This is a genomic window from Bacillus sp. FSL L8-0193, assembly GCF_037976065.1.
GTDB lineage: Bacteria > Bacillota > Bacilli > Bacillales > Bacillaceae > Bacillus > Bacillus paralicheniformis.
Map to the genome: position 1 here is coordinate 1,822,094 of NZ_CP150261.1, position 18,908 is coordinate 1,841,001.

Below are 18,908 nucleotides of genomic sequence, written 5' to 3' on the forward strand. Positions count from 1 at the left end.
ATTTTTTAAGCGTCCGACAGGGAAGTCTTTTTTTGATTAAATTTCATGGTTAGCGAGTGAAAAATATGTCAACAATATTATGGCTTGTGAGCTTTACGCTCCACGGTATATTGATTTATTTCGTCATCATTCTGAATGCGAGGCTCAGCGCTTTTAAGGCGGCGGAGAAAGAGCAAAAACAGCTTTTGGAAGAAACCGAGAATACATTGACCGCTTTTTTGATGGAGCTAAAAGACGAAAATGAAAAACTCGTTCGCGAGATTCGGGCGAATGCCGAAGAAGAGCCGCAAAGAGTGCAAACACAGCCTGACATTCCTGCTCAAACCCCCGCCCTTCCGGAAGCGGACGAATCGCGCGATCTGCCGCTTCACATCGAAGCGATGATCAATGAGGTGGAGCAGGAAGAGGATGAGCTCAATCAAAAAGAGCAGGAATCCGTATCATATGAAGAAGAAGCTCTCGCATTATATGAAAAGGGGCTCTCTCCGGAGGAAATCGCAAGACAGCTGAAAAGCGGGAAAACAGAAATCGAGCTTTTCTTAAAATTTCGCGGAAAGCTGAAAAACGATTCTTGATTGTCGAGAAAGCTTATGTTATATTATTTCTTGGTGTTAATTACACACGCTTAACGATTTATGCAAGCGGTGCTGTGCGGTTCTCGCGTGCAGTCCTGCATAAAAATGACCTAAGCGGAGGAAAAAAACCATTATATTAGGAGGAAATAACACATGTCAGTCATTTCTATGAAGCAATTGCTTGAAGCTGGTGTTCACTTCGGCCACCAAACGCGCCGCTGGAACCCAAAAATGAAGCGTTACATCTTCACGGAGCGTAACGGAATCTACATCATCGATCTTCAAAAAACAGTCAAAAAAGTTGAAGAAGCATACAACTTCACGAAAAACCTTGCAGCTGACGGAGGAAAAATCCTTTTCGTCGGTACGAAAAAGCAAGCTCAAGACTCTGTTAAAGAAGAAGCGGAACGTTCTGGAATGTACTATGTCAACCAACGTTGGCTTGGCGGTACGTTAACAAACTTTGAAACGATCCAAAAGCGTATCAAACGCCTTAAAGATATCGAAAAAATGCAGGAAAACGGCACATTTGACGTACTTCCTAAAAAAGAAGTTGTTCAATTGAAAAAAGAATTAGAGCGTCTTGAAAAATTCCTCGGCGGAATCAAAGAAATGAAAGAGCTTCCTGACGCACTGTTCATCATCGATCCTCGCAAAGAGCGCATCGCGGTTGCAGAAGCGCGCAAGCTGAACATTCCGATCATCGGAATCGTTGACACAAACTGTGATCCTGATGAAATCGATGTTGTCATCCCTGCGAACGATGACGCCATCCGCGCTGTTAAATTGCTGACTTCTAAAATGGCAGATGCCATCCTTGAAGCAAAACAAGGTGAAGAAGCAGCTGAAACAGAAGCGAAAGAAGCAGAAACAACTGAAACAACAACTGCTTAACCTGGTCAAAAGGTGATAAGGGGGTCTGCCTTTTATCACCTTTTTTTTCACCAGATCAACACTTACATATTTTGTTTGATATATAAGGAGGAAATCAAAAATGGCAATTACTGCACAAATGGTAAAAGAGCTTCGTGAAAAAACTGGCGCAGGCATGATGGACTGCAAGAAAGCGTTAACTGAAACTGACGGCAACATGGATAAAGCGATCGATCTTCTAAGAGAAAAAGGAATCGCAAAGGCTGCCAAAAAAGCTGACCGCATCGCGGCTGAAGGTTTGACTTTGATCAAAACCGACGGCAACACAGGCGTTATTCTTGAAGTGAACTCCGAAACGGACTTCGTTGCGAAAAACGAAGGCTTCAAAGAGCTTTTGAACGACCTTGCTGACCACATTCTTGCTGAAAAGCCTGAAAGCGTTGAAGCTGCTATGGCTCAAAAAATGGCTAACGGTTCAACTGTAGAAGAATACATCACAAGCGCGGTTGCTAAAATCGGAGAAAAAATCACGCTTCGCCGCTTCACTGTCCTGACAAAAGGCGATGACGCTGCATTCGGCGCATACCTGCACATGGGCGGAAAAATCGGCGTATTGACTGTCCTTAACGGCACAACTGACGAAGAAACAGCAAGAGACATCGCGATGCACGTTGCAGCTGTAAACCCTCGCTTCATTTCCCGTGACCAAGTGTCAGAAGAAGAAGCGAACCGCGAGCGCGAAATCTTGACTCAGCAGGCGCTTCAAGAAGGAAAGCCTGAAAACATCGTCGCAAAAATGGTTGAAGGCCGCCTGAACAAATACTTCGAAGAAATCTGCCTGCTTGATCAAGCATTCGTTAAAAACCCGGATGAAAAAGTGAAACAGGTCGTTGCTGCGAAAAATGCAACAGTTGAAACATTCGTCCGCTACGAAGTTGGAGAAGGTATCGAAAAACGCCAAGAAAACTTTGCTGAAGAAGTTATGAACCAAGTGAAAAAATAAGATTGAAAAGCCGCTTGCCTTAAAACACACGGCAGGATCTTTTCAAAGAAAATAGGGGACACAATTTGTGTCCCTATTTTTAAAACAGTTTACAAACCTTTTTTTCTCTTGCATAATAAATAACGGCAAGCATGCACTTGGAGGTTAATATGGAAAAACCAAAGTATAATCGTATCGTATTAAAGCTTAGCGGAGAAGCCCTTGCGGGTGAACAGGGAAACGGCATCAACCCGACAGTGATCCAGTCCATCGCCAAACAGGTGAAAGAAATCGCCGAGCTTGATGTTGAAGTGGCAGTCGTCGTCGGCGGCGGCAACCTGTGGCGCGGAAAAACGGGCAGCGATCTCGGAATGGACCGCGCAACAGCGGACTACATGGGAATGCTTGCAACGGTCATGAATTCCCTTGCGCTGCAAGACAGCCTTGAAACGCTCGGCATTCAATCAAGAGTTCAGACATCCATCGAAATGCGGCAGGTCGCTGAGCCATACATAAGAAGAAAAGCGATTCGCCATCTTGAAAAGAAGCGCGTCGTCATCTTCGCTGCCGGTACAGGCAATCCATACTTCTCAACGGATACGACAGCAGCGCTCAGAGCGGCTGAAATCGAAGCCGACGTCATCTTAATGGCTAAAAATAATGTCGACGGTGTATACAATGCCGATCCTCGAACTGACGAAACAGCCGTAAAATATGAAAAATTGTCTTATCTCGATGTGTTAAAAGACGGTTTGGCCGTCATGGATTCAACCGCCTCTTCACTTTGTATGGATAACGACATCCCGCTGATCGTCTTTTCTATTATGGAAGAAGGAAATATTAAAAAAGCCGTTTTAGGCGAACAAATCGGTACAATCGTAAGGGGGAAATAACGTGTCAACTCAAGTGATGAATGAAACAAAAGAACGGATGGAAAAAGCGATAGGCGCTTATCAGCGCGAATTGGCGACTGTACGTGCAGGACGTGCAAATCCGTCTTTACTGGACAAAGTGACAGTTGAATACTACGGAGCGCAGACGCCTTTAAACCAGATCGCGTCCATTACGGTTCCGGAAGCGCGCATGCTTCTCATCACACCGTATGACAAAACAGCGCTCGGCGATATTGAAAAAGCGATTCAAAAAGCCGACCTCGGCATAACTCCATCAAACGACGGCAACATCATCCGGATCACGATCCCTCCTCTAACTGAGGAGCGCAGAAAAGAGCTTGCCAAGCTCGTGAAAAAATATTCGGAAGATGCTAAAGTCGCGGTTCGCAACATCCGCCGCGATGCCAATGACGATCTGAAAAAACTAGAGAAAAATGGTGAAATGACTGAGGATGAATTGCGCTCTTCAACGGAAGACGTACAAAAGCTGACAGATGAATATGTGTCAAAAATTGATGAGATCACAAAAGATAAAGAGAAAGAAATCATGGAAGTTTAATGAAAAACTCTGTACAATAGATAATAGTGAAAAGACCCTCTCATGTTTACAGGGGGTTTTTTTGTTAATACTGTTGTTATCAAGAACGATATAACAGGAAAGCAACCTTTTGGGTGATGGAGGACTCTCATGCTCAATATACTCAAAAATTGGAAGAATCAGCATTCAGCTGCTTCCAACATGGAATGTTACACAAAAGAAAATATTTTAAAAGGAGAAATTCCTGAACATATCGCCATTATAATGGACGGAAACGGCCGTTGGGCAAAGAAACGGGCGATGCCCCGCATCGCGGGTCATCACGAAGGCATGAAGGTAGTCAGACAGACGACAAAGCTTGCCAATGAGCTCGGTGTCAAAGCGTTGACGCTGTATGCCTTTTCGACGGAAAATTGGAAGCGTCCTAAGTTTGAGGTTGACTTTCTGATGAAGCTGCCTGAAGAGTTCCTGGGAACGTATCTCCCGGAGCTGGTCGAAGAAAATGTCCGGGTCCGCTTGACAGGCGATAGGGAAGGACTGCCGCCCCACACGATCCGCGCGGTTGAAAAAGCCATCCGTGATACGGAGAACAATGACGGACTTATTCTTAATTTTGCATTGAATTACGGGGGACGTGCAGAAATCGTCAGAGCCGCAAAGAGAATTGCCGAAGAAGCGAAAAAAGGCACATTGAATACCGAGGAAATCGACGAAAAGCTATTTTCCGATTATTTAATGACAGAAGCTTTGCAGGACCCTGATTTGCTGATTCGCACAAGCGGCGAGATCAGGCTGAGCAACTTCATGCTTTGGCAGCTTGCCTACAGCGAATTTTTATTTACCGATGTATTGTGGCCTGATTTTAAAGACGTTCACTTGCTTCAGGCTATCGGAGAATATCAGCGTCGCGGGAGAAGGTTTGGCGGAATTTAGAGGATGGTGCAGATGAAACAGAGAATATTGACGGGTGTGATCGCGGCAGCGGTTTTTCTGCCGCTCGTGATTTTCGGCAAACTGCCGTTCACCCTGCTAGTTTATGCAATAGGTATACTCGCTCTATTTGAACTTTTAAGAATGAAAGGCCTGAAGCTTATCAGCGCTCCGGGTATCATCAGCCTGCTGCTTTTGGCGGTTTTGCTGTATCCAAGCCAATATGCGGAAGACGCGGGGCTGGGCATAACCAAAGGGGAGGTCGTCTTTTTGGCCGTCCTTTTGCTTTTGGCATACACGGTGCTCAGCAAAAACTCGTTTACTTTTGACGAAGCGGCATTCGTGGCGCTGGCAGCAGTTTATATCGGATTCGGGTTTTATTACTTTATTGAAATCAGAAACATCGGACTCAGCTACGTCTTTTTTGCAATCGGTGTCGTCTGGTCAACGGATTCCGGCGCTTATTTTATCGGAAAGGCGTTTGGAAAGCGGAAGCTCTGGCCTGAAATCAGCCCTAACAAAACGGTTGAAGGCTTTTGGGGCGGGATTTTGACAGCGGTCGTTTTTTCCGCGATTTATCAGGCTGCCACAGGTTTTCCGCACGCTTATCTGTTTGTGCTGATCATTACCGTGCTTTTATCAATCGTCGGTCAGATCGGCGATTTGGCCGAGTCTGCGTTCAAAAGACACTACAAAGTGAAAGACTCGGGCCGGATCCTTCCGGGACACGGCGGAATGCTGGACCGCTTTGACAGCTTTTTATTTGTCATGCCGGTTCTATACTTCCTGCTTGTTCTTTTTCAGCCGTTCGGGCTATGATAGAAAAGGGTACTGATAGCTAGAAAGAAACAGAGGTGCGGCAATTTTGAAGAACATATGTCTATTGGGGGCGACAGGCTCCATAGGAGAACAGACGCTTGATGTGATCAAAGCGCATGACGATAAGTTTCAGCTGACCGCCATGTCTTTCGGAAAAAACGCCGAAAAAGCGGCAGAAATCATTGAAACATTTAAACCGAAGTATGTATCCGTAGGGGATGAGCATACATATGAAGCATTAAAACAGCATTCTTTTTCTTACACCTTTAAAACAGGGATCGGGGAGGAATCTTTAATCGAAGCGGCCGTTAGTCCGGAAGCGGATGTCGTCGTCAATGCTCTCGTCGGCAGCGTCGGTCTTCTGCCGACTTTAAAGGCGATGGAGCATAAAAAAACAGTCGCGCTTGCAAATAAGGAAACTCTCGTGACAGCCGGTCATATAGTGAAAGAACACGCCCAAACATACGATGTCCCGCTCTTGCCAGTCGACAGCGAGCATTCTGCGATTTTCCAGGCGCTCCAGGGGGAAAATCCGAAGCATATTAAACGGCTGATCGTCACGGCTTCAGGCGGCAGCTTCAGGGACAGAACAAGACAGGAACTTGAAGGCGTCACAGTGGAAGAAGCTCTCAATCATCCAAATTGGTCGATGGGTGCAAAAATTACGATCGATTCGGCTACAATGATGAATAAAGGGCTCGAGGTCATTGAAGCGCACTGGCTGTTTGATCTGCCTTATGACCGGATCGATGTCCTCCTTCACAAAGAAAGCATCATTCATTCAATGGTGGAATTCCACGACCGAAGCGTCATCGCCCAGCTTGGCACACCTGATATGAGAGTGCCGATTCAATACGCGCTCAGCTATCCGGAACGCCTGCCGTTTGATGAAGCCAAATCACTCGAACTCTGGGAAGTCGGACAGCTGAATTTTGCCCAAGCTGATTTTGAAAGGTTCCGCTGCTTACAATTCGCTTATGAATCAGGTAAAATAGGCGGTACAATGCCGACTGTTTTAAACGCGGCCAACGAGGAAGCCGTTGCGGCATTTCTTTCAGGCAGGATTTCCTTTCTCAGGATTGAAGACATCATTGAAAAAGCTTTGGAACGCCATCAGGTGATCGCAAAGCCGAGCCTTCAAGAGATCCGTGAAGTGGACAAAGACGCCAGAAAGTTTGTCCAAACATTACTCACATAAGGTGGTATGTTCGTGAATACTGTGATCGCGTTTATTCTTATTTTTGGAACGCTCGTATTTTTCCATGAGCTTGGTCATCTCATCCTTGCTCAAAGAGCCGGAATACTGTGCCGGGAGTTTGCTATCGGCTTCGGTCCGAAAATCTTTTCGTTTAAGAAAAATGAGACCGTTTATACGATCAGGCTTCTTCCGATCGGCGGCTTTGTCAGAATGGCCGGCGAAGATCCTGAGATGATTGAAGTGAAGCCCGGTTATACGGTCGGGCTGTTGTTCGACAGTGAAAACAAAGTCGAAAAGATCATTATCAACCAAAAAGAAAAGTATCCTGACGCATTGGTCATCGAAGTGGAGCAGGCTGACCTGGAGCATCAGATGAGGATTACGGGCTATGAGCACGGCAATGAAGATCATCTCTCATCCTTTTCTGTCAGTGAAACGTCCTTTTTCATCGTAGACGGGGAAGAAGTCCAGATCGCTCCTTACAACCGCCAATTCCATTCAAAAACGGTTTGGCAGCGTATAAAGGCGATTGCGGCCGGCCCGATCATGAACTTTATTTTGGCTTATGTCATTCTCGTAATGCTCGGCCTGATGCAGGGAGTGCCGTCTGACGAGCCGGTGCTCGGCAAGTTGATAGACAACGGACGGGCGGCGGAAGCGGGACTCCAGGAAGGAGACCGCATTCAAACGATCAACGGGGAGAACATGAGATCGTGGACGGATATTGTCAACACGGTCAAGGAACACCCTGAAAAAGAACTGAAAATCGTGGTGATGCGCGACAACGTCAAGGTGACGAAATACGTAACACCTGAAGCAGTCAAGGCAGGGGACGAAACCGTCGGCAGATTCGGCGCTTACAACCCGATGAAAACAGGAATCCTGACATCAATTTCCTACGGTGCGACCGAAACGGCGACAGTAGCGCAGAGCATCGTGACCAATCTCGGAAAGCTCGTCACGGGACAATTCTCAATCGACATGCTGGCAGGTCCTGTCGGCATTTATGACATGACAGACCAAGTGGCCAAGACAGGCATTATCAATCTGCTGAAGCTGGCCGCATTTTTAAGCATTAACCTCGGGATCGTCAACCTTCTGCCAATCCCTGCGCTGGACGGCGGCAGACTGTTGTTCCTGTTTATTGAAGCGATCCGCGGAAAGCCGATCAACCGAGAAAAAGAAGCGTTTGTCGTCTTTGTCGGCGTCGCATTTTTGATGCTCTTAATGCTTGTCGTCACATGGAACGATATCCAGCGCTTATTTCTGTAAAACCAATTGCCTTTTTTAAGTGCAGCCAAGCCTTTTAAAAGGCTCTTTTTTAGGGACGCCGTTCCCGACTCAAAAAGTAACCAACTGAAACAAATGAGGTGCGAACGAATGAGACAGAGCAGGACTTTAATTCCTACGCTCCGCGAAGTACCGACTGATGCTGAAGCAAAAAGCCATCAGCTTCTTCTCAGAGCGGGGTTTATCAGACAAAACACAAGCGGTGTATACAGCTATATGCCTCTTGCCAATAAAGTCATTCATAAAATCCAGAGCATTGTCCGCCAAGAAATGGAGAAAATCAATGCCGTCGAAATGCTGATGCCTGCGCTCCAGCAGGCGGAAACTTGGCAGGAATCGGGAAGATGGTACACGTACGGTCCTGAGCTCATGAGGCTGAAAGACCGCCACGGCCGCGAATTTGCCCTTGGCGCGACACACGAAGAGGTCATCACAAGCATCGTCAGAGATGAAGTGAAATCGTACAAGCGCCTTCCGCTGACCCTTTACCAGATCCAATCGAAATTCCGCGATGAAAAGCGCCCGCGCTTCGGTCTGTTGAGAGGCCGGGAATTCATCATGAAGGATGCGTATTCCTTCCATTCTTCCGCCGAAAGCCTTGATGAAACGTACAATGATATGTACCAGGCGTATACGAATGTGTTTACGCGCTGCGGCTTGAATTTCAGACCGGTCATTGCAGATTCAGGCGCGATGGGCGGAAAGGATACCCATGAATTTATGGCATTGTCCGATGTCGGTGAAGATACAATTGCGTATTCTGATCAGTCTTCATACGCTGCCAACATCGAAATGGCTGAAGTGAAGGAAGCCGGTGCTGGCGAGAAGGCTGAAATGAAAGAGCTCCAGGAAGTCCACACACCTTCGGTCAAAACGATCGAAGAAGTTGCCGCATTTCTTGGCATATCCCCGTCAGACTGCGTGAAATCAATGCTCATGAAAGCAGACGGACGTTTTGTCCTCGTGTTGACGAGAGGGGATCATGAAGTCAACGATATTAAGGTGAAGAATCTGCTCCAAGCAGAAACGATCGAATTCGCGAGCGCCGAAGAGGTTGCTGAGATAACAGGTACTGAGCCTGGCTTTGTCGGACCGGTGGGGCTTGACAGCGAAATCGAAATCTTTGCAGACTTTGCTGTGAAGGCGATGGCAAACGCAGCAGCAGGAGCGAATAAAACAGATTACCATTATCAAAACGTGAATATCAGCCGGGATGTGCACAATGTGACATTCGCCGATCTCCGCTTGATCCAGGAAGGAGACCCTTCACCGGATGGAAACGGAACGATCCGTTTTGCAAAAGGAATCGAAGTCGGACAAGTTTTTAAACTCGGCACCCGCTATTCTGAAGCGATGGACGCAACATACCTTGACGAAAACGGACGCGCTCAGCCGATGCTGATGGGCTGCTATGGAATCGGGATTTCCCGGACACTTTCGGCCATCGTTGAGCAGCATCATGACGATAAAGGCTTGATCTGGCCGCTGGAAGTGACGCCGTATGACCTGCACATCCTCGCGCTTAACATGAAAAATGACGCGCAGGTTCAGCTTGCCGAAAAGCTGTATGAAGATTTTAAAGCGAACGGCTATGACGTATTGTTTGATGACCGTGCTGAACGGGCCGGCGTTAAATTTGCAGATTCCGATTTGATCGGTCTGCCGATCCGCATCACGGTCGGAAAAAGAGCTGATGAAGGCGTTGTCGAAGTGAAGATCCGCAAAACCGGAGAATCATTTGAAGTCGCCGCTGAAGAGCTTTTGGACTTTATCGAAAAACAAGTCAAGAGCTTATCTTCTCACTCTTAAAGATGTTAAACTAGAGTAAAGGAAGGTACCTCGGGAATCGTCCCAAGGTACCTTCAATTATGATTTTCTTTTAGGGAGGAATCTGTCTTGGAAGACCAGCTTTCTGTCAACAGAAGACAGTTTCAAATTCTTCTGCAGCAGCTGAATGTAACGGAAGATACGATGATCCGTCACCTTGAAGGCGGACAAATCATAAAGCTGACCGTTCATAAAAACAAGAAGACATGGCACTTTCACTTTAAATTGAAAAATGTCCTGCCTTATCAAATCTTCGAACGGTTTCACACCCAGCTGACCCGCACCTTTTCCCATATCGCTCAGGTCACCTGTTCCATCGAGGCGGAAAACCCTTCGATTGACGAGCAGCTTGTTCAGGATTACTGGACGCGCTGCATCCAGGAACTCGATGGTATTTCCCCGCCGATTTTGACGCTTTTGAACGACCAAAAGCCCAAGCTTACGGGGAACAAAATCCTGCTTAAAACGAAAACAGATACAGAAGCATCCGCTTTAAAAAAGAAATACAGCTCGCTCATCCAGTCAAGCTACTGCACATTCGGTTTTCCTGAGCTCCAGCTCGACACAGAAATCTTTGTGTCAGATCAAGAGATTCAGAAATTCAGAGAGCAAAAAATGGCCGAAGATCAAGAGAGAGCCCTTCAGGCTTTAATCGAAATGGAAAAGCAGGATAAGGAAGCCCAAGACGATGAAGCGCCGTCAGGCCCTCTTCAGATCGGCTACCAGATTAAAGACTCTGAAGAGATCAGAACGCTTGACAGCATCATGGATGAAGAGCGGAGAATTACGGTGCAAGGCTATGTATTCGACGCTGAAACAAGAGAGCTGAAAAGCGGCAGAACGCTTTGTATCTTTAAGATAACCGACTATACAAACAGCATTCTCGTCAAAATGTTCGCACGTGAAAAAGAGGACGCTGTTTTGATGAAGTCCCTGAAAAAAGGGATGTGGGTAAAGGCTAGAGGAAGCATACAAAACGATACATTCGTCCGCGATTTGGTGATGATCGCCAACGATGTCAATGAAATCAAAGGGAAAACCCGTGAGGATACAGCACCGGAGGACGAAAAACGTGTCGAGCTCCACCTCCATTCACCGATGAGCCAGATGGATGCCGTATCAAGTATCGGCAAGCTTGTCGAACAGGCGAAAAAATGGGGGCATCCGGCTATCGCGCTCACTGATCACGCTGTTGTCCAATCGTTTCCTGATGCATTCGCGGCGAGCAAAAAGCATGGCGTGAAAATGATCTACGGACTTGAAGCCAACCTCGTCGACGACGGCGTGCCGATTGCCTACAATCCGGTGCACCGCCTGCTTGAAGAGGAGACATATGTCGTGTTCGACGTCGAGACGACGGGGCTGTCGGCCGTCTATGATACGATCATCGAGCTGGCCGCCGTAAAAGTAAAAGGCGGGGAGATTATCGAACGCTTTGAAAGGTTTGCAAACCCGCATCGCCCTTTATCGGCTACGATCATCGAGCTGACTGGGATTACCGATGATATGCTGAAAGATGCGCCTGAAGCCGAAGAGGTCATCCGAGATTTTAAAGAATGGGTCGGAGATCACACGCTTGTCGCTCACAATGCAAGCTTTGACATCGGCTTCATCAATGTCGCCTACAAGCGTCTGCTGAATTCGGAGAAAGTGCAGAACCCGGTCATTGACACACTTGAGCTGGGCCGTTTTCTTTATCCGGAATTCAAAAACCACAGGCTGAATACGCTTTGTAAAAAGTTTGACATCGAGCTCACCCAGCACCACAGGGCGATTTATGATACCGAAGCGACGGGCTATCTCCTTGTGAAAATGCTGAAAGACGCGGCCGAAAAAAATATCATGTACCACGATCAGCTGAATGAAAATATGGGGCAGTCCAATGCCTATCAGCGTTCAAGGCCATATCACGCGACCCTTTTGGCAGTCAATGAGACAGGTTTGAAAAACCTTTTCAAACTCGTGTCGCTTTCACATATCCATTATTTTTACAGGGTGCCGAGGATCCCGAGGTCACAGCTTGAAAAGTACAGAGAAGGCCTTTTAATCGGTTCGGCATGCGACAAAGGCGAAGTATTCGAAGGCATGATGCAGAAATCGCCGGAAGAGGTCGAAGACATCGCTTCATTTTATGACTATCTTGAAGTCATGCCGCCTGAAGTCTACCGGCACCTGCTCCAGCTTGAACTCGTCAGGGATGAAAAAGCGTTAAAAGAAATCATCGCCAACATCACAAAGCTCGGCGAGAAACTGAATATTCCAGTAGTAGCAACAGGGAATGTTCATTACCTGAACCCTGAGGATAAAATTTACCGCAAGATTCTGGTTTCCTCACAAGGCGGCGCAAATCCGCTCAACAGGCACGAACTGCCGAACGTTCATTTCCGTTCGACGGATGAAATGCTTGAGGCCTTTTCATTTTTGGGTGAGGAAAAAGCGAAAGAAATCGTCGTCAAGAACACCCGTTTGATCAGCGAGCGAATCGAAGAAATCAAGCCGATCAAAGACGATCTTTACACACCGAAGATCGAAGGCGCAGATGACGAAATCCGCCGCATGAGCTATGAGAAAGCAAAAAGCATTTACGGCGACGACCTTCCGGAAATCGTCGAAAAGCGGATCGAAAAAGAGCTGAAAAGCATTATCGGCCATGGATTCGCCGTCATCTATCTGATCTCTCATAAGCTTGTAAAACGCTCCCTTGATGACGGCTATCTTGTCGGTTCAAGGGGATCGGTCGGTTCTTCCCTTGTCGCAACATTGACGGAAATTACCGAGGTCAACCCGCTGCCGCCGCATTACGTCTGTCCGGATTGCCGCCATTCCGAGTTTTTCAACGATGGATCGGTCGGTTCGGGATTTGATTTGCCTGACAAAGACTGTCCGAAGTGTGGAGCGGCCTACAGAAAAGACGGCCACGACATACCGTTCGAGACGTTTCTGGGGTTTAAAGGGGACAAGGTTCCTGATATCGACTTGAACTTCTCGGGCGAATATCAGCCGCACGCCCACAACTATACGAAAGTCCTGTTCGGAGAGGATAACGTCTACCGTGCGGGAACGATCGGCACAGTCGCCGAAAAAACGGCTTACGGGTATGTCAAAGGGTATGCTAACGACAACAATTTGCATATGCGCGGGGCGGAAATCGACCGCCTTGTCCAAGGCTGTACAGGCGTCAAGCGGACGACAGGGCAGCACCCGGGCGGAATCATCGTTGTGCCTGATTACATGGATATTTACGACTTTTCACCAATCCAGTTTCCGGCGGATGCCACCGATTCCGAATGGAAGACGACGCACTTTGACTTTCATTCCATCCACGACAACTTGCTGAAGCTGGATATTCTCGGACACGATGATCCGACGGTCATCCGTATGCTCCAGGATCTGAGCGGGATTGATCCGAAGACGATTCCGACCGATGATCCCGAAGTGATGAAAATTTTCCAAGGGACAGAATCTTTAGGGGTAACCGAAGAGCAGATCGGCTGTAAAACCGGAACGCTTGGCATCCCTGAATTTGGAACCCGCTTTGTCAGACAGATGCTCGAAGACACCAAGCCGACGACATTTTCCGAGCTCGTTCAGATTTCCGGCCTGTCACACGGTACGGACGTATGGCTCGGCAACGCGCAGGAGCTGATTCACAATAATATTTGTGAACTGAGCGAAGTGATCGGCTGTCGTGATGATATTATGGTGTACTTAATCTACCAGGGGCTTGAGCCATCCCTCGCCTTTAAGATTATGGAATTTGTCCGTAAAGGTAAGGGACTGACACCTGAATGGGAAGAAGAAATGAAGAATAATAATGTTCCGGACTGGTATATCGACTCGTGTAAAAAAATCAAATACATGTTCCCGAAAGCCCACGCTGCGGCATATGTTTTGATGGCGGTCAGAATCGCTTATTTTAAAGTCCATCATCCGCTGCTCTACTACGCAGCATACTTTACGGTGCGGGCCGATGACTTTGATATCGAAACGATGATCAAAGGGTCGACAGCGATTAAAGCCGTCATGGATGACATCAACTCTAAAGGCCTTGACGCTTCTCCGAAAGAGAAAAGTTTGCTCACGGTGCTTGAGCTGGCGCTTGAAATGTGCGAAAGGGGCTTCTCTTTCCAAAAAGTCGACTTATACAGATCGAGCGCTTCCGAATTCATCATTGACGGAAACAGCTTGATTCCGCCGTTTAATTCAATACCGGGGCTTGGAACAAACGCCGCTTTGAATATTGTCAAAGCAAGGGAAGAAGGCGAATTTCTTTCCAAAGAAGATTTGCAAAAAAGAGGCAAGGTGTCAAAAACGATCATGGAATACTTGGAGCGCCACGGCTGTCTCGAGTCGCTCCCAGATCAGAACCAGCTGTCTTTATTTTAAAGGCTGCCGACTTATTCGGCAGTCTCTTTTTTGTTTTCTAACCCAGCGCGTTCTTCGAAGATTCAGAGGCGCGTATAGTGCGGAAAGTTTGTCAGATTGATTGACAATAAAAATACATTAATGTTAATATTTTCAAAATGATATTATTCTATAAAGAAGTTCACTTTTTCAGTGAACAGAAGTTAGTTTCTTGATTAAACAAACAAAGTTCTTCGTTCCTCCGGCAAACATTGAACCTGCGTGAATCTGCAGCACATCTTCAAATTTCAAAAATTCAATCAGTCTCTTCTCCGCTTACCGAAAGACACCATTTGTCCGTCACTAAAGGAGGTGAGTGTCATGTAAACATCGGCTGTTTTGAAGGAAAACAAAATGAGGAAGAAGGAGTCCGTTGAAAGAGAAAGCTTTTTGGAAAATGAAAGCGTTTTTCTTTGTTTTACTGCTTACGTTTGCGATGTTGTTCATGCCGGTTTCCGGCAAGGCGGACATTGCATCTGCGAAAGAGAGCCAAAATTATGCGGAATTGCTGCAAAAATCAATTCTTTTCTATGAGGCGCAGCGCTCCGGAAAGCTTCCGGAAAGCAGCCGTCTGAATTGGAGAGGGGACTCTGCTCTTGAGGATGGAAAAGATGTCGGCCATGATTTGACAGGCGGATGGTATGATGCCGGAGATCACGTGAAGTTCGGCCTTCCAATGGCTTATTCTGCGGCCGTTCTGTCGTGGTCCGTCTATGAGTACCGCGATGCCTATGAAGCGGCAGGACAGCTTGATGCGATATTAGACAATATCAGATGGGCGACAGACTATTTTATTAAAGCGCATACAGATCGTTATGAGTTTTGGGGCCAAGTCGGCCATGGGGCCCAAGATCACGCCTGGTGGGGCCCGGCCGAAGTGATGCCTATGAAGCGGCCGGCCTATAAGATAGATGCAGCCTGTCCCGGGTCAGACCTTGCCGGCGGTACAGCAGCAGCCCTAGCTTCTGCATCAATCATCTTCAAGCCGACAGATGCTTCTTATTCAAATAAACTATTGGCCCATGCCAAGGAATTGTATGATTTTGCCGACCGCTACCGCGGCAAATATTCAGACTGCATTACAGACGCGCAGCAATATTATAATTCGTGGAGCGGATATAAAGATGAACTGACATGGGGAGCTGTCTGGCTCTACTTGGCAACCGGCGATCAAAAATATTTGGATAAAGCGCTTGCTTCGGTCTCAGATTGGGGCGATCCCGCAAACTGGCCTTACCGCTGGACGCTTTCCTGGGATGACGTCACTTACGGAGCACAGCTGCTGCTCGCTCGTCTGACGAACGAATCCCGATTCACCGCATCTGTCGAACGCAATCTTGATTATTGGTCGACAGGCTACAATCATAATGGAAGCACAGAGCGTATCACTTATACACCAGGCGGGCTGGCATGGCTTGAGCAGTGGGGATCGCTGCGCTACGCTTCAAACGCCGCTTTTCTCGCTTTTGTTTATTCAGATTGGGTAAAAGATGCCGGCAAAGCAAAAAGGTATCGGGATTTTGCGGTTCAGCAAATGAACTATATGCTTGGGGATAATCCGCAACAGCGCAGCTTTATCGTCGGGTACGGAACAAATCCGCCGAAGCACCCGCATCACCGCACCGCACACGGTTCATGGGCCGATCATATGAATGTGCCTGAAAACCACCGCCATACCCTTTACGGCGCGTTAGTAGGCGGACCGGGAAGAGACGATTCGTACCGGGACGAAACAAATGATTATGTGTCAAACGAAGTTGCGATCGATTACAATGCGGCTTTCACGGGCAATGCAGCCAAAATGTTTCAACTGTATGGTGCCGGGCAATCACCGCTGCCTCATTTTCCCGAAAAGGAAACACCAGAAGATGAATTTTTTGCGGAGGCATCCATAAACAGCTCGGGAAACAACTACTCAGAAATCAGAGTGCAGCTTAATAACCGATCAGGATGGCCGGCAAAGAAAACCGATAAGCTGTCTTTCCGCTATTACGTGGACCTGACTGAAGCGGTGAATGCCGGATTTTCTTCGGAAGATATAAAGGTCTCAACCGGATACAACGAAGGGGCGTCGGTGTCCCAGCTGAAGCCATATCACATCGGCGAACACATTTACTATACGGAAGTCAGCTTCAGCGGGGTTATGATATACCCCGGGGGTCAATCCGCCCATAAGAAAGAAGTTCAGTTCCGCCTAGCGGCTCCGGCGGGGACGTCTTTTTGGAATCCGAAAAATGACCACTCTTACCGGGGGCTGTCACACACGCTGGCAAAAACCCGGTATATACCAGTATATGATGAAGGCCGGCTTGTTTTTGGAAATGAGCCCGACTAAAAAACACCCGGATTCAATCCCCGGCAGTCCCATCATATGAAACGAAAGCTTGAAGCTTTAAAAGGAGGACGCATCATGGACAATAAAACACGCTTTATGCAATTGTATGAGCAAATTAAAAATCCGCAAAACGGCTATTTTTCGCCTGAAGGCATTCCTTATCATTCAGTTGAAACGCTCATATGCGAAGCGCCTGATTACGGCCATATGACAACATCTGAAGCATACAGTTATTGGCTGTGGCTTGAAGCGATGTACGGCCGATACACACAGGACTGGTCAAAGCTAGAAGCCGCCTGGGACAATATGGAGAAATATATCATCCCGGTCAATGAAGGCGATGGAAACGAAGAACAGCCGACGATGAACTATTATAACCCCTCAAGCCCTGCCACATATGCCGCCGAACACCGCTACCCAGATCTTTATCCTTCGGCTTTGACCGGACAATATCCGGCCGGAAACGATCCGCTTGACAGTGAGCTTAGATCCACATACGGAAGCAATGAAACGTATTTAATGCACTGGCTGCTTGATGTCGATAACTGGTATGGATTCGGGAACCTGTTGAACCCATCACACACCGCCGTTTATGTGAACACTTACCAGCGCGGTGAACAGGAGTCTGTTTGGGAAACGGTTCCGCACCCCTCTCAAGATAATCAGACGTTTGGAAAACCGAATGAAGGGTTTATGAGTCTGTTTACAAAAGAAAATCAGGCTCCTGCCCCGCAGTGGCGCTACACTAATGCGACCGACGCCGATGCGCGCGCTGTTCAGGCGATGTACTGGGCAAGGCAATGGGGCTACAGCAATACTAAGTATTTAGAAAAAGCTAAAAAAATGGGGGACTTTCTCCGTTACGGCATGTATGACAAATACTTTCAAGAGATTGGAAGCGCTGCTGACGGCTCGCCTTCCCGCGGAACTGGAAAAAATGCCTGTCATTATTTAATGGCATGGTACACTGCTTGGGGAGGCGGATTGGGACAGTATGCCAACTGGGCGTGGCGGATCGGTGCGAGTCATGTGCACCAAGGTTATCAAAACCCTGTCGCTTCTTATGCACTGTCAACAGCTGAAGGCGGATTGATTCCAAATTCATCCACAGCGCGCAGCGATTGGGAACAGGCGCTGAAAAGGCAGCTTGAACTTTACACATGGCTGCTTTCTTCAGAAGGAGCTGTTGCAGGCGGCGCCACGAATAGCTGGAACGGCAGCTACAGCGCATATCCGCAGAATGTCAGCACATTTTACGGAATGGCATACACAGAAGCGCCTGTATATCACGATCCGCCTTCTAACAATTGGTTCGGGATGCAAGTCTGGCCGCTGGAAAGGGTGGCGGAACTGTATTACATTTTCGCAGAGAAAGGTGACAAATCGTCTGAAAACTTCCAAATGGCAAAGCATGTGATTGAAAAATGGATCGCGTATTCGCTTGATTATGTGTTTGTGGGCGAACGGCCTGTTACGGATGAAGAAGGCTATTATTTAAATGAAGCGGGAGAACGCGTCCTTGGCGGCCAAAACCCGCAGATCGCCGTACAATCCGATCCAGGCGAGTTTTGGATTCCGGCAAACCTTGAATGGAGCGGCCAGCCTGATCCGTGGAAGGGATTTGATTCATTTACCGGAAATCCGGGACTGCATGTCACGACGAAGAATCCTTCTCAAGATGTCGGTGTTCTCGGCAGCTATATTAAAACGCTTGTCTTCTTTGCAGCCGGAACAAAAGCCGAAACCGGCGGCTTTACCGCTCTTGGAAACAAGGCCAAAAACGTGGCAAAAGAACTGCTTGATGCAGCATGGAATAAAAATGACGGAATCGGTATCGCAGCAGAGGAAGAACATGAAGATTATATCCGCTACTTTACGAAGGAAGTCTATTTTCCGAATGGCTGGAGCGGCAAAAACGGGCAGGGCAACACCATTCCTGGTTCCAACACTGTGCCGTCTGATCCGGCAAAGGGCGGTAACGGCGTCTATATCAGTCATGCCGACCTCCGTCCGAAAATTAAAAACGATCCGATGTGGCCTTATTTGGAAAATAAATATCAGACCTCGTGGAATCCGAATACAGGCAAATGGGAAAACGGTCTGCCGACTTTTGTGTATCACCGCTTCTGGTCTCAGGTCGATATGGCGACAGCTTACGCTGAGTATGACCGTTTAATTGGAAATGCATAACAATCTGTAAGAGAATGTCAGATTGATATGCTTTTGAACGTTTGGGAAAAGGCG

Annotated in this window: 13 protein-coding genes; all 13 read left to right on the plus strand. The window is 47.5% G+C overall.

The features are described from left to right. The first annotated feature begins 65 nt into the window (after positions 1–65). The 13 genes from MHH76_RS09220 (at position 66) to MHH76_RS09280 (ending at position 18,854) form a co-directional block, all read left to right on the plus strand. The gene (locus MHH76_RS09220; RefSeq protein ID WP_023857198.1) at positions 66–575 is read left to right on the plus strand and encodes a Swarming motility protein swrB; all 510 of its coding nucleotides are present in this window, start codon (positions 66–68) and stop codon (positions 573–575) included. A 153-nt stretch (positions 576–728) separates the two neighbouring features. Beyond that, entirely contained in the window at positions 729–1,469 is a 741-nt protein-coding gene (gene rpsB, locus MHH76_RS09225; RefSeq protein ID WP_025811393.1) for a 30S ribosomal protein S2, read from the plus strand. A gap of 100 nt (positions 1,470–1,569) precedes the next feature. Further along, positions 1,570–2,451: a translation elongation factor Ts gene (gene tsf / locus MHH76_RS09230; protein WP_020451415.1), complete on the plus strand. Its 882-nt coding sequence runs from the start codon at positions 1,570–1,572 to the stop codon at positions 2,449–2,451. A gap of 149 nt (positions 2,452–2,600) precedes the next feature. Then, positions 2,601–3,323: a UMP kinase gene (pyrH, locus tag MHH76_RS09235; protein WP_020451416.1), complete on the plus strand. Its 723-nt coding sequence runs from the start codon at positions 2,601–2,603 to the stop codon at positions 3,321–3,323. A 1-nt stretch (position 3,324) separates the two neighbouring features. Next, positions 3,325–3,882, plus strand: coding sequence for a ribosome recycling factor (frr, locus tag MHH76_RS09240; protein ID WP_020451417.1), 558 nt, complete (start codon positions 3,325–3,327; stop codon positions 3,880–3,882). A gap of 129 nt (positions 3,883–4,011) precedes the next feature. Then, positions 4,012–4,794 carry an isoprenyl transferase gene (locus MHH76_RS09245; RefSeq protein ID WP_020451418.1) on the plus strand — a complete coding sequence of 261 codons (783 nt, stop codon included), beginning with the start codon at positions 4,012–4,014 and terminating at the stop codon, positions 4,792–4,794. Positions 4,795–4,806: 12 nt separating this feature from the next. After that, a complete protein-coding gene (locus MHH76_RS09250) occupies positions 4,807–5,610 on the plus strand; it encodes a phosphatidate cytidylyltransferase (protein ID WP_020451419.1) in 804 nt (267 codons plus the stop codon). 46 nt (positions 5,611–5,656) lie between these two features. Next, entirely contained in the window at positions 5,657–6,808 is a 1,152-nt protein-coding gene (gene dxr / locus MHH76_RS09255) for a 1-deoxy-D-xylulose-5-phosphate reductoisomerase (RefSeq protein ID WP_025811397.1), read from the plus strand. Positions 6,809–6,814: 6 nt separating this feature from the next. Further along, a complete protein-coding gene (gene rseP, locus MHH76_RS09260; RefSeq protein WP_096748095.1) occupies positions 6,815–8,080 on the plus strand; it encodes an RIP metalloprotease RseP in 1,266 nt (421 codons plus the stop codon). Positions 8,081–8,188: 108 nt separating this feature from the next. Then, positions 8,189–9,907 carry a proline--tRNA ligase gene (locus tag MHH76_RS09265; RefSeq protein ID WP_025811401.1) on the plus strand — a complete coding sequence of 573 codons (1,719 nt, stop codon included), beginning with the start codon at positions 8,189–8,191 and terminating at the stop codon, positions 9,905–9,907. A gap of 87 nt (positions 9,908–9,994) precedes the next feature. Continuing rightward, positions 9,995–14,311: a PolC-type DNA polymerase III gene (locus tag MHH76_RS09270; RefSeq protein WP_020451423.1), complete on the plus strand. Its 4,317-nt coding sequence runs from the start codon at positions 9,995–9,997 to the stop codon at positions 14,309–14,311. 391 nt (positions 14,312–14,702) lie between these two features. After that, positions 14,703–16,664 carry a glycoside hydrolase family 9 protein gene (locus MHH76_RS09275; protein ID WP_025811403.1) on the plus strand — a complete coding sequence of 654 codons (1,962 nt, stop codon included), beginning with the start codon at positions 14,703–14,705 and terminating at the stop codon, positions 16,662–16,664. A gap of 75 nt (positions 16,665–16,739) precedes the next feature. After that, on the plus strand, positions 16,740–18,854 hold the full coding sequence (locus tag MHH76_RS09280) for a glycoside hydrolase family 48 protein (RefSeq protein ID WP_025811405.1): 2,115 nt from the start codon (positions 16,740–16,742) through the stop codon (positions 18,852–18,854). Positions 18,855–18,908: the final 54 nt, after the last annotated feature.